This is a genomic window from Pseudomonas sp. ZS1P83 (assembly GCF_054897825.1).
Genome location: NZ_CM142706.1, coordinates 5,507,567 through 5,519,680, shown reverse-complemented (window position 1 = coordinate 5,519,680; position 12,114 = coordinate 5,507,567). Strand labels below are relative to the sequence as shown.

General features: G+C 59.0%; 10 protein-coding genes and 1 pseudogene. 5 read left to right on the top strand and 6 right to left on the bottom strand.

Features of this window, described 5'->3' with window-relative positions:
- The first annotated feature begins 39 nt into the window (after positions 1-39).
- Positions 40-861, top strand: coding sequence for an ABC transporter substrate-binding protein (locus ACYZT0_RS25900; protein WP_462043592.1), 822 nt, complete (start codon positions 40-42; stop codon positions 859-861).
- A complete protein-coding gene (locus tag ACYZT0_RS25895; RefSeq protein ID WP_462043591.1) occupies positions 858-1,694 on the top strand; it encodes an amino acid ABC transporter permease in 837 nt (278 codons plus the stop codon). The genes ACYZT0_RS25900 and ACYZT0_RS25895 overlap by 4 nt, the downstream gene beginning before the upstream one ends.
- A gap of 52 nt (positions 1,695-1,746) precedes the next feature.
- On the opposite strand, the gene ACYZT0_RS25890 is transcribed toward ACYZT0_RS25895, so the two are convergent.
- Together ACYZT0_RS25890 and ACYZT0_RS25885 are read right to left on the bottom strand one after the other, a co-directional pair.
- Positions 1,747-2,025, bottom strand: a complete 279-nt coding sequence (locus tag ACYZT0_RS25890; RefSeq protein WP_462043590.1) for a helix-turn-helix domain-containing protein — start codon at positions 2,023-2,025, stop codon at positions 1,747-1,749.
- The gene (locus ACYZT0_RS25885; RefSeq protein ID WP_462043589.1) at positions 2,022-3,374 is read right to left on the bottom strand and encodes a HipA domain-containing protein; all 1,353 of its coding nucleotides are present in this window, start codon (positions 3,372-3,374) and stop codon (positions 2,022-2,024) included. Before ACYZT0_RS25885 ends, ACYZT0_RS25890 begins: the two co-directional genes overlap by 4 nt.
- A 147-nt stretch (positions 3,375-3,521) precedes the next feature.
- Here ACYZT0_RS25885 and ACYZT0_RS25880 point away from each other — a divergent pair.
- Together ACYZT0_RS25880 and ACYZT0_RS25875 are read left to right on the top strand one after the other, a co-directional pair.
- Positions 3,522-3,832: pseudogene (locus ACYZT0_RS25880) on the top strand (autotransporter domain-containing protein); the annotation flags it as partial.
- 207 nt (positions 3,833-4,039) lie between these two features.
- Positions 4,040-6,322 carry an autotransporter outer membrane beta-barrel domain-containing protein gene (locus tag ACYZT0_RS25875; RefSeq protein WP_462043588.1) on the top strand — a complete coding sequence of 761 codons (2,283 nt, stop codon included), beginning with the start codon at positions 4,040-4,042 and terminating at the stop codon, positions 6,320-6,322.
- Positions 6,323-6,457: 135 nt separating this feature from the next.
- On the opposite strand, the gene oadA is transcribed toward ACYZT0_RS25875, so the two are convergent.
- Positions 6,458-8,281: a sodium-extruding oxaloacetate decarboxylase subunit alpha gene (gene oadA / locus ACYZT0_RS25870; protein WP_462043587.1), complete on the bottom strand. Its 1,824-nt coding sequence runs from the start codon at positions 8,279-8,281 to the stop codon at positions 6,458-6,460.
- An 11-nt stretch (positions 8,282-8,292) separates the two neighbouring features.
- Entirely contained in the window at positions 8,293-9,708 is a 1,416-nt protein-coding gene (locus ACYZT0_RS25865) for an acetyl-CoA carboxylase biotin carboxylase subunit (protein ID WP_462043586.1), read from the bottom strand.
- Positions 9,709-9,913: 205 nt separating this feature from the next.
- Between ACYZT0_RS25865 and ACYZT0_RS25860 the strand changes: the two genes are divergently transcribed.
- Positions 9,914-10,861 (top strand): LysR family transcriptional regulator, encoded by a 948-nt coding sequence (locus ACYZT0_RS25860; protein WP_462046635.1) that lies wholly within the window; start codon positions 9,914-9,916, stop codon positions 10,859-10,861.
- Here the strand turns inward: ACYZT0_RS25860 and ACYZT0_RS25855 are convergent.
- Positions 10,803-11,015 carry a PA3496 family putative envelope integrity protein gene (locus ACYZT0_RS25855; protein WP_462043585.1) on the bottom strand — a complete coding sequence of 71 codons (213 nt, stop codon included), beginning with the start codon at positions 11,013-11,015 and terminating at the stop codon, positions 10,803-10,805. The two genes, ACYZT0_RS25860 and ACYZT0_RS25855, sit on opposite strands and share 59 nt — an antisense overlap.
- Before the next feature lie 198 nt (positions 11,016-11,213).
- Positions 11,214-12,080: a transcriptional regulator HexR gene (gene hexR, locus ACYZT0_RS25850; RefSeq protein ID WP_008156648.1), complete on the bottom strand. Its 867-nt coding sequence runs from the start codon at positions 12,078-12,080 to the stop codon at positions 11,214-11,216.
- Positions 12,081-12,114 lie beyond the last annotated feature (34 nt).

The following is a 12,114-nucleotide window of genomic DNA, read 5'->3' as shown; positions in this document are numbered from 1 at the left end:
TCCGGTTAATAACAACCTCTTTTTTATCAGGAATCGACTGTGAAATTTCAACCGCTACTGGCCTTGGGCCTGACGATTCTGGCTGCCTCCACCCAAGCCTTTGGCGGCGCCACGCTGGATCGCGTCGAGAAAAAGCAGGAACTGGTGGGCGTGTTGATGGAAAGCTATCCACCCTTCTCGTTCCTCAATGATCAAAATCAGCTCGATGGATTCGATGTCGACGTGGCCAAGGCCGTGGCGGACAAATTGGGCGTCAAACTGCGCCTCGAAACCCCATCCTGGGATGTGATCGCCGCCGGCCGCTGGAGCGGTCGCTACGACATCTGCATCTGCTCCATGACCCCGAGCAAGGCTCGCGGCGAGGTCTTCGACTTCCCGGTCGAGTACTACGCTTCGCCGGCCGTGATCGTGGTCAACGCCAAGGACGACAGTATCCACAGCGCCAAGGACCTGAGCGGCAAAAAAGTCGGCCTCACCACCGCCTCCAGCTACGAAAGCTACCTGAACAAGAACCTAGTGATCGAAGGCGCCGAAGACACTCAATTGCAGTACCCGTTCGAGGACGTGCAGATCGCGCCGTATGACACCGACAATGTCGCCTTCCAGGACCTCGGCCTGGGCGCTGGCGTTCGACTGGACGCGATCCTCACCAACCTTGTCACCGCACAACCGCGCCTTAACGAAGACAAACGCTTCAAGCTCGCTGGCGAGCCGCTGTACTCGGAGCCGAACTCGGTAGCCATTGAAAAAGGCGACGCACAGTGGGATGCCAAAGTGCGTGACGTCTTCGCTCAGCTCAAACAGGACGGCACCCTGAGCAGGCTCTCGCAGAAATGGATCGGCGCCGACATCAGTAAATGACTTCTTTCCCAAAACCTCCCCAGCCGCCGCAACCGGTGGCTGAGTCGCGACTGCAACGGATCTTCGGTTTCCGCACGCGGCTGTACCTGACCTGGGCAGCGATGTTCGGGTTGTTCGCCAGCTTCTTCCTGAGCTTCGACCTGAAGTTCTCGATCATCCTCGACAAACTGCCGAACCTGATCGGTCTGCACCTAGCGCCCAACGGCTTCTTGCAGGGTGCGGCACTGACGCTGTTTCTGTGCCTGTGTTCAATCGTGACCTCCTCGCTGCTGGGCTTCATCACCGCCCTGGCACGGCTGTCGAAAAGCGCTGTGGCCTTTGGGATTGCGAGCTTCTATGCCTCGTTCTTTCGTGGCACACCGCTACTGATCCAGATCCTGCTGATCTACCTCGGCCTGCCACAACTCGGCATCGTCCCGGGCGCCATCGCCGCCGGCATCATTGCCCTGTCGCTAAACTACGGCGCCTACCTGAGCGAAATCTTCCGCGCCGGTATCCTCGGCGTCCCCCACGGCCAACGCGAAGCGTCCCTGGCGCTGGGCATGCGGGAAACCGTGATCTTCTGGCGGGTCACCTTGCCCCAGGCCATGCGCACCATCATTCCGCCGACCACCAACCAGTTCATCTCGATGCTCAAAGACTCTTCGCTGATCTCGGTGATGGGGGTTTGGGAGGTTATGTTTCTGGCGCAATCGTATGGCCGGTCGAGCTATCGCTACATCGAGATGCTGACGACGGCGGCGGTGATTTATTGGGTGATGTCGATTGGGTTGGAGCTGATTCAGGCGCGGATGGAGCGGCATTATGGGAAGGCGTATCTGGGGCGTAATTGACTGCACTGCCGTCATCGCGAGCAAGCCAGCTCCCATAGCGGTTGGTGCAGTATCAGTTCGAGTCGCGCCGAATCCGCACCACGCCCATCTTCAGTCCGAACGGTCTGAACACTGCATTCAGCGATTTCAGTGTCTGATTGCCCTCTCCATGCTCGATATGCACCAGCGTGCGCACCGATATTTTGCACATCCTGGCAAATTGGGTCTGGTGCAGGCCGGTGACTTCCACTCGCAAGCGGCGCACGGCTTCACCTATTTCAGTTGTTCCCTGGGCAAGCCCTTCTTGAATGCTTTCGATGAGTACAGTTCGCTCGGCAACGGTCATGGTCATTTCAGGTCCCACTCTTTCAAACGCTGCTCCAGATTGTTCAAGGCTATTCGTGGGTGATTCATTGTTGCAGCGGGCAAACCGCTGGCCGTCAGAATGTCGGGGAGAGCCGCGAGGTGTCTGGCATCCTCGCGCAAGCGTTCAAAAAAGTCCGGCGCCCCGCTCAACGCGGCCAATGGGTCCTTTGGATCGGTAATATCGGCCAATGCCTGACAGACACCACGCCAATCCACGTCGCCCGCTCTCTCCAGCTCTTTTGGCCACTTGGTGGTGCGTGTCACGCCTTCGTCGTCCATCACCATCGGCGCCAGGTCATAAATCGGCGCAAGACGAAACGAGGCTGCGTCGCGGATAATTGCGGTGTTGCGGCCATGGTTATCCGAGTTGCCGAGGATTTTATTGATCAAGTCCCGACGCAGATAGTCAGCAACCAGATCCGGGATTTGGTCCGCCTGGCCCGCATCACGCCAAATTCCCGCCAACAGCCGGATAACCTCCATATGGTTCATGGCGCCTCCGGGAATCGTGATGTTCGCCAAGGAGTAGATCGACTCCACGGCGAATCGCTCGACACCCTGAGGGGTCACTTGCCGATCGAATCGCTGCATCCACAGGCTGGGTTTGGTCGCCTCTTCCAAAGCCAGGCCCTGTTCGGCCACCGTTTCGATACTCAGTTTTTGCAGCGCTTTGTAGTAGTGGTACTCGCTTCTGAGGATGTCCTGATCGGTCCTGGTTCCTTTATTGCGAGCGAACTTCACGAACCAATGCTGAACGACGTCTGCGTCTTCGAGTACCGCATCGGGGTACAAAAGTCCGGTCTTATCTTCGGCCAACAACAACTTGGGTGCCTCGCCACCGGCACCGGTTGCGCCGCCAATCGCAGCACCCTGTTCATAGGCGTACTCGAGAAATCGATTATCGCGACTGACGACCTCCTGGCGTTCAAACCCCATCAGCTCACGCGGGTCCAGGGCCTCGACAGATTCTTTTATCCGCATGTTGCCAATTGGCGCTGGCGTGCTTCGGGCCAGCAGATAAAGGTCAGCACTGATCTCTGCTGGTTTGTCCCGACCTGCGTGAGCCAGCAGGAATTTCCTGGCGGCACCGGCAGGTGCAATGTCATGCACAAATGCCGGCGCGTTGGATCGCTGGCCGTCCCATTCCAAGGGAAACCTGGCACTGACTGCCTTGGCGAAGGGACTGCCAATGCACTCGATGTTTTCGACGAGATAGGCCGTCAAGTAACCAAAGTTGCATCGGCTTTCGAAACCTTTCCCAGGGTCGTCGAAATCTAAGACCATGGCGTCGTGCCATTTCCCGGTCGCAAAGATTTGTAAGGTCAGATTGAACATGCCGACATCACCTGTATTTAAATGCATATCTGAAAGATTTTTAACTCTGTGAATGCAATATAGTGCATTTAACCACCCGAAGGGGCTCCATGGACTGCATTAAAATGCATATCGAGAATCATTAACCGACTAAAACCGCAAAGTAATGCAGATTGGGGTGGATCACAGATATCGCAATGGCGACTGGGGGTGCTGGGCGGTTACTCCAGGACCGACCTGGATACCACGGGGGTCGATGGCAACGTCGAGAGCTGGCACGCCGGCGTCTACGCCTTGCGCCAAAGCGGCCCGTTCGCCTTGCGCCTCGGCGCGGCATACAGCGGCCGAAAGGCGATTACGATTCCGACAGCCAGCAAGCCTTCGCTGAACTGGGCTACGCGATGGGCAGCGGCCGCCTCAGCGCCGAACCGTTCGCCAACCTCGGCTACCAGCGCTACCACCGCGACGTGGCAGATGAGTTTCTGAGTTTTCGCCAACGGACGCGTCCGGGATCACTGTAAGGAAAGACGTCTGATGGCCGGGTGAATCCGGCCCCTGCCGAAACCCGCCCATTTTTCGGCTACAGGCGACGTCTCCAAGACTGTCAAAGCGCCCGGAAACGCCCGGCATCTTCAACCCGGATCAACTTTTAGAGTTTGGCCTCACTTCAAACGAGGCTGAACTCTATGATCGCTCAACATCAGTGCCGACCCCACCACCTCGCCTTGGCGATTGCGCTTGCCCTTGGCTGTACTGACTTTTCGTTCGCCCAGGAGATTTCGACGCAGGCCGATGCGTTGGTGGTCGAAACGGCGGATCCGCCCGTCGATGCGCTTGAAGCATTCATGAACAACCCCGACACCCGAAAGGCACCGATCACCAAGGCAGCGGAAGGAATTGATCGGACATTCGGTGACGAAAACGACCTGGTCATCGTGTCCGGGCGTGGAAGCATCGCCGGGTTCATCGACGGAGGCGCAGGTACCAATTTTCTGCAACTGGATACCGCCAGTGGTGGCAAGTTAGACGATAGTCGTCGCTTCAACGGTTTGGAGATCAAACGCAGCACGTGGACCTCGAACGGTCCCGGCAATTTCGACACCGGCGTATGGGTGCGTCCCAAAGCAACGCTCATAAACGACGGACTGATCAACGGCGAGGCGTTCACCCAGGGAACGCTCGTCAACACCGGCACAATTGGCGCCGGAGTGACGGTGCAATCCGGCGGCACCCTGAATAACTCGGGGATCGTCCTGGGTAACGTCTCTATTGATGAAAAAGGCGTTTTTACCGGCAACGGTACCGTCGGTGCGCTGCAGGTCAGAGGAAAGCTAGCCGTCGATAAAATGCACGGCGCCCCGACGGTCAAGGGTGACTTGACCCTTTCCAACACGGCCGAATTGACCTACGAGGTTGATCCCGACCGTAACAGCGGGACGATAACCGTCGGTGGTACCGCGAGCCTGGGAGGTGCCACGCTCAAGATCGTCACCACAGCAAGCGACTACGCGACACTCAGCGACCAGCGCATTCTTGTCGCCAAGCGAGTCGAAGGAGAATTTGGAAAAATCGTCAGCAACCTGGCATTTCTAACGCCCAAATTCGATCACCAGAAAGAGCATGTCGATCTGATCTTTACTCGGAATGCCACGCCGTTCGAAAGCGCTGCGAACTCCAGCAGCGGAAAGGAATTAGGCAAAAGCATCATCGATCCGAACGATTTACCCCAGGCACAGGCGCCTGCTGACGATACTTTTACCCACACCGAAACCCTGCATTCAGCGGTCGATACTGACCCGTCCGCTACGTCAATAACGATTGCAGAAATACCCCCGACAGTGACGCCACCCTCCACCGTCGCGGGTACGCCCGTGTCAACTCACACAACAATGGCCAATGCCGCGCGCACGGTTCCGAAGCTTCGCATACCCATCAATGCCGCGGTCGCCGCCCTGCTGACGGCCGACAAACAAACGGCATCGCGCGCCATCGAGCAATTGGCCGCCAGCGACCACGCCAACCTCGCGAAAGCAACCCTCAACAGCGACAGCCCGATCAGCGCGACCATGCTCTCGGCCATGGGTCAGCTGGACAGCGCTGGCGGTGACAAAAGACCCGGCAATGCCCCACGCCTCGCCACCGGCAGTGAAGCCAGCGGCAGGGTCTGGCTGCAGGCGCTAGGTCACGGAGGGACATTGGATCGCGATAACGACGCCCTGAAACATTCGACCCAAGGCCTGGTGCTGGGCGCGGATTGGGGCGGGGATCAGGCATGGCGCATCGGCGTGCTGGGCGGTAAATCCGAAACGCGCCTGGACAGTCGGGGTCTGGATGCCAATCTCGACAGCTGGCACCTGGGCGCCTATGCCCTGCGCCAGAACGGCCCCCTGTCCCTGCGACTCGGGGCGACCTACAGCAATCACGACGGCAACACCAAACGCCGGGTAGCGTTCAACGGTTTCAGCGACCGCCCGGAAGGCCGTTTCGACGCCAACACCCAGCAAGCCTTCGCGCAACTGGCTTACAACCTGGGCCGTGCCGACGTCAGCATCGAACCGTTCGCCAGCCTTGGCTACCAACGCTATCAGCGCGACGGCTACACCGAAAAAGGAGGCGCCGCAACGTTGAAGGTCCACGGCCAAACCCGGCGCAACGTCAACAGCACACTCGGCCTGCGACTGGCAATGCTCAATACCCTGGACAACGGCATGCAACTGACGCCGCGATTCAGTGCCGGCTGGAAACATACCTACGGCGAGGTGGAAAGCGACACCCGCCAGCGATTAGTGACGGGCGGGAGGGACTTCACCGTTTCCGGCGCAGCGCTGGACCGTGACAGCCTGCAGGTCGATGCCGGCCTGGACTTTGGGCTGTCGGCCACACACAGCGTAGGGGTCGTCCTCAGCGGCGAGGTCGGCAGTGATAGCCGCAACCACGGCGTCATGGGCCAGTGGCGGATGGCGTTCTGATCACTGACCGAACGCCGCATTCCCTGCTCGCGATAGCGGAATATCAACCAACAAACTGGGTGAACAAACGACAGGCGAAAAAAAGGGGAGCACATGCCCCCCCGAGGTTTAAAGCGGTATATCGAGGCTGTTAACTCAGCCTTCGATCTCGATCAGGATTTCGCCCGGGTTCACCCGGTCGCCCTTGGCCACGTGGATGGCGGTGACTTTGCCGGCGATGGCCGATTGGACTTCGGTTTCCATCTTCATCGCTTCGGTGATTAGCACGGCCTGGCCGGCTTTCACGGTGTCGCCTTCCTTGACCAGCACGTCGACGATGTTGCCCGGCATGGTGGTGCTGACGTGGCCAGGTGCAGTGGCTTGCTTGCGCTTGCTGCTGCCGCCGCTGACGAATTCGTTGAGCGGTTCGAACACCACTTCTTCCGGCATGCCGTCGATAGACAGGTAGAAGTGACGCTTGCCTTCAGCCTTGACGCCGACACCCGTGATGTCGACGCGGTAGGTTTCGCCGTGGACGTCGATGACGAACTCGGTCGGCACGCCTTCGCCACCGGCCGAGGTCACGCCGCCGGCTTCTGGAATCGGCAGCAGCACTTCTGGAGTCAGGGTGCCGGCGGCGCGTTCTTCGAGAAACTTGCGACCGATGTCCGGGAACATGGCGTAGGTCAGCACGTCTTCTTCAGACTTGGCCACTGTGCCGATTTCGGCACGCAGTTTGGTCATTTCCGGCTTGAGCAGGTCGGCCGGGCGTACATCAATCACTTCTTCGTTGCCGATGGCCTGGCGACGCAGTTTTTCGTTCACGATGCCTGGCGCCTTGCCGTAGCCACCTTGCAGGTAAAGCTTCACTTCGTTGGTGATGGTCTTGTAGCGCTCGCCGGCCAGCACGTTGAAGAACGCCTGGGTGCCGACGATCTGCGAGGTCGGGGTCACCAGCGGAGGGAAGCCGAGGTCTTCACGAACGCGTGGGATTTCGGCCAGCACTTCGCTCATGCGGTTCAGGGCGCCCTGCTCTTTCAACTGGTTGGCCAGGTTGGAAATCATCCCGCCCGGCACCTGGTTGACTTGAACACGAGTATCGACGGCGGTGAACTCGCTTTCGAACTGGTGATATTTTTTGCGCACAGCGTAGAAGTACAAGCCGATCTCTTGCAGCAGTTCCAGGTTCAGGCCGGTGTCGAACTCGCTGCCTTTAAGGGCGGCAACCATCGACTCAGTACCTGGGTGGCTGGTGCCCGAGGAGAAGCTGGAGATCGCGGTGTCGATGTGATCGGCGCCGTTCTCGATGGCCTTCAGTTGGCACATCGTTGCCATGCCAGCGGTATCGTGCGAGTGAATAAACACGGGCAGCGACTGCTCGCTTTTTAGAGCCTTGACCAATTCGCCCGTGGCGTACGGGGTCAGCAGGCCAGCCATGTCCTTGATCGCCACCGAGTCGCAACCCATGGCTTCCATTTGTTTGGCTTGGGCCACAAACGCGTCGATGGTGTGCACCGGGCTGGTGGTGTAAGCGATGGTGCCCTGAGCATGTTTGCCAGCAGCCTTTACCGCTTCGATGGCGACTCGCAGGTTACGCACGTCATTCATCGCATCGAAGATGCGGAATACGTCGATGCCGTTGACCGCAGCTTTGGCGACGAAAGCTCTGACCACGTCATCGCTGTAGTGGCGATAGCCCAGCAGGTTCTGGCCACGCAGGAGCATTTGCAGACGCGTGTTAGGCAATGCCGCGCGCAGTTGGCGCAGGCGCTCCCACGGGTCTTCTTTGAGGAAGCGTACGCAGGCGTCGAAGGTCGCGCCGCCCCAGCACTCCAGCGACCAGTAGCCGACTTTGTCGAGCTTGTCGCAGATCGGCAGCATATCTTCGGTGCGCATGCGGGTCGCGAGCAGCGATTGGTGGGCGTCGCGCAGGATTGTGTCGGTTACGTGGATACGCTTTGTAGGTAAAGAGTTGGACATTGTTTTATTCCTCACAGGCCTGCGTGGGCGGCGATGGCGGCGGCGATGGCCAGGGCCAGCTCTTCGGGTTTGCGCTTGATCGAGTAGTTGGTCAGTTCAGGGTGGCTTTCAACGAAGCTGGTATTGAACTGGCCGCTACGGAATTCCGGGTTACGCAGGATTTCCTGGTAGTACGCGGCGGTGGTCTTGACCCCTTGCAGACGCATGTCGTCGAGGGCGCGCAAGCCACGGTCCATCGCCTCTTCCCAAGTCAACGCCCATACGACCAGTTTCAGGCACATGGAGTCGTAGTACGGCGGAATGGTGTAGCCGGTGTAGATCGCCGTGTCGGTGCGCACGCCGGGGCCGCCGGGCGCGTAGTAACGGGTGATCTTGCCAAAGCTCGGCAGGAAGTTGTTTTTCGGGTCTTCGGCGTTGATCCGGAATTGCAGCGCGAAACCGCGGTGCTGGATGTCTTCCTGTTTCACCGACAGCGGCAGGCCGGACGCGATGCGAATCTGCTCACGCACAATGTCGATGCCGGTGATTTCTTCGGTGATGGTGTGTTCCACCTGCACCCGGGTGTTCATCTCCATGAAGTACACTTCGCCCTCGGCGAGCAGGAACTCCACGGTGCCGGCGTTCTCGTAACCCACAGCCTTGGCCGCACGCACCGACAGGTCGCCGATGTAGGCGCGCTGTTCCGGGGTGAGTTGCGGGCTCGGGGCAATTTCGATGAGCTTCTGGTTGCGGCGCTGGATCGAGCAGTCACGCTCGAACAGGTGCACCACGTTGCCAAAGCTGTCACCGAGGATCTGCGCTTCGATGTGTTTCGGATTGACGATGCATTTTTCCAGGAACACTTCCGCGGAACCGAAGGCCTTGGTGGCTTCGGAAATGACTCGCGGGAAGGCTTGTTCGAGATCTTCTCGGCTGTCGCAGCGACGGATACCCCGGCCGCCACCACCGGAGGTGGCCTTGAGCATGACCGGATAACCGATGCGGTCGCCTTCAATCAAGGCTTCGGCGATATCTGCGACGTTGCCTTCGGTCCCCGGGGTGACTGGCACGCCCGCCTTGATCATGCTGCGACGGGCTTCAGTCTTGTCGCCCATGCGGCGAATCACTTCAGCCGATGGACCGATGAATTTGATGCCACGTTCAGCGCAGATGTCCGCCAGTTCAGCGTTTTCCGAAAGAAAGCCGTAGCCAGGATGCAAGGCATCACAACCGGTTTCCACCGCCAGATTCACCAGTTTACGCGCGTTCAGGTAACCAGCCAGTGGCTCGGCACCAATGCTGTGGGCCTCGTCCGCCCGCTTCACATGCAAGGCATGGCGGTCGGCGTCGGAATAGATCGCGACCGAGCGAATGCCCATCTCGGCGCAGGCACGCACGATTCGTACGGCAATCTCACCACGGTTGGCGATCAGGATCTTTTTTATCACTTGGAGGTTCCCTTGAGCCGGTGGTACCCACGACCTGGTAGCCCAGGTCGACGCGTGACCAAATGTTTCGATTCGGTCGCAGCCTCACACTAGCCCCCACAAGGGATTAACAAAAATGATTAATAATTGGGTCAGGCATAAGTAAAGACTTATAGTTGACTCATCAGCCTGCGGTGAGAGTGTCTAAAAAATGCGTAAGTCATTGATGCGTATGACATTGCGTCAGTTGCAGGTCTTCAATGAAGTCTGTGATTTGAGGTCCTACAGCCGCGCAGCCGACGAAATGTCGCTCACACAACCTGCCGTGAGCCTACAGATTCGTCAACTTGAGGAGCTGGTTGGTCAACCGTTGTTCGATTACGTCGGCAAAAAGCTCTACATGACCGAGGCAGCGGAAGCCCTTCAGCGCGCCAGCCGGGATATTTTCGGACGCCTGGAAAACCTCGACATGCAGCTTTCGGACATGCAGGGATCGCTGCAAGGTCAGTTGAAACTGGCGGTCGAATCCAGCGCCAAGTATTTCGTGCCGCATCTGTTTGCCGCGTTCAAACGCCAGCATCCGGAAGTGAACCTGCACCTGACAGTGGTTAACCGCGGACAAGTGATTCGACGTCTGTCGGACAACCGCGATGATCTGGTGATCATGTCGATGGTGCCGCAAGACATGGGGCTGGAGTTTCTACCGTTTCTCAACAATCCAATCGTCGCCGTGGCGCCGCCGGATCATCCGCTGTCCCATATGGGGCCGCTGCGCTTGCAGGATCTTGAGCCCTACACACTACTACTGCGCGAACCGGGCTCCGGTACGCGGCTGGCTTGCGAGGAGTATTTCAAGGAAAAGCGCGTGCACTTCACGCAGACCCAGGAAGTGGCGTCGGCCGAAGCCCAGCGTGAGTGCGTACTGGCGGGTCTGGGCCTGGCGCTATTGACGCGCCACGCCCTGAACCTTGAATTGGCGACCGGCGCACTCATAGAGCTGCCGGTCGAAGAGCTGCCGCTGTACCGCAGCTGGTGCCTGGTGCAGGCCAAGGCGAAACGGCTGTCACCGGTGGCGCACGCGTTCCTTGCGTTTATTCGCAGCGAGCGGGTGCAGATCAGCGCGCTGGTTGAGCGCTTCGACGGGAAGTTGCCGGTGCGGCCTGCCAGTAGTTGAGTTCCAGATCGTTAGGAAAATCGCCGATTTCGGCCAGAAGCTGGCGGCGGTCGCAGCGATCTTCGATAGCGCGGCGAAATTCCATGCGGCGCTGGTCTTCCTGCTGACGACGGGTTCTGACGGCGCTGTTGCGTTCTTCGTAGGGCTGGGCCATTTCGAGTCTCCCAAGGCGATTACGGGAGTTACAGGATGGGCACCAGGGATGACGGTTTGGCGGCGAGTGGGTTACAGGCAGATGAAAGTTGTCGTATTTGAGGACGCCTTCGCGGGCAAGCCTCGCTCCTACGGGGTTCACCGCGGACCTGTAGGAGCGAGGCTTGCCCGCGAAGACTTTCTCAAGCCAAACGACGAATCAATCGTCCAGCGCTTTTACCGATTTAGGCGACAGCCGCAAACTACGAAGGCTGCGCTTGACGCTCTTGAGGTGATTGACCAGGCTTGGCCCGCGCGCCATGGCCACGCCCATCGCCAATACGTCGATCACCACGAGGTGGGCGATCCGCGAGGTCAGCGGCGTATAGATCTCGGTGTCTTCGTGCACATCGATCGCCAGGTTGACGGTCGACAACTCAGCCAACGGCGTCTGGCTCGGGCACAAGGTGATCAGCGAAGCGCCGCTTTCGCGCACCAGATTGGCGGTGATCAACAAATCTTTGGAACGCCCGGACTGGGAAATACAGATCGCCACGTCAGTCGGTTTCAACGTGACCGCCGACATCGCCTGCATGTGCGGGTCGGAATACGCCGCCGCCGTCAGCAACAAACGGAAGAACTTGTGCTGGGCGTCTGCCGCCACTGCACCGGAAGCACCAAAGCCATAAAACTCGACCCGCTGGGCCTGCGACATGAGCGACACAGCCCGCTGTAACTCCACCGGATCGAGCTTCTCGCGAACCTCCATCAGGGTGTGCAGCGTGGTGTCGAAGATTTTCAGGCTGTAGTCAGCGACGGAATCGTCTTCATGGATCGCAAACTGCCCGAAGCTCGCGCCGGCAGCAAGACTCTGCGCCAGCTTCAGCTTCAAATCCTGGAAACCGGAACAACCGATGGCGCGGCAAAAGCGCACGATGGTCGGTTCACTGATGCCCACGTTGTGGGCCAGGTCGGCCATGGAGCTGTGCATCACCGCCGCAGGATCAAGCAGCACGTGGTCGGCGACCTTGAGCTCCGACTTGCGTAAGAGGTGGCGTGACTGGGCGATGTGTTGCAGCAGATTCAAAGGGCTGGACTCTTTGTTATTGGCAGGTGCCGGG

Excerpts from the sequence above, each read along its gene's own strand:
- ACYZT0_RS25890 (WP_462043590.1), bottom strand. The coding sequence starts at position 2,025 with ATGACCATGACCGTTGCCGAGCGAACTGTACTCATCGAAAGCATTCAA.
- ACYZT0_RS25885 (WP_462043589.1), bottom strand. The coding sequence starts at position 3,374 with ATGTTCAATCTGACCTTACAAATCTTTGCGACCGGGAAATGGCACGAC.
- ACYZT0_RS25860 (WP_462046635.1), top strand. The coding sequence starts at position 9,914 with ATGCGTATGACATTGCGTCAGTTGCAGGTCTTCAATGAAGTCTGTGAT.
- oadA (WP_462043587.1), bottom strand. The coding sequence starts at position 8,281 with ATGTCCAACTCTTTACCTACAAAGCGTATCCACGTAACCGACACAATC.
- ACYZT0_RS25895 (WP_462043591.1), top strand. The coding sequence starts at position 858 with ATGACTTCTTTCCCAAAACCTCCCCAGCCGCCGCAACCGGTGGCTGAG.
- ACYZT0_RS25875 (WP_462043588.1), top strand. The coding sequence starts at position 4,040 with ATGATCGCTCAACATCAGTGCCGACCCCACCACCTCGCCTTGGCGATT.
- ACYZT0_RS25855 (WP_462043585.1), bottom strand. The coding sequence starts at position 11,015 with ATGGCCCAGCCCTACGAAGAACGCAACAGCGCCGTCAGAACCCGTCGT.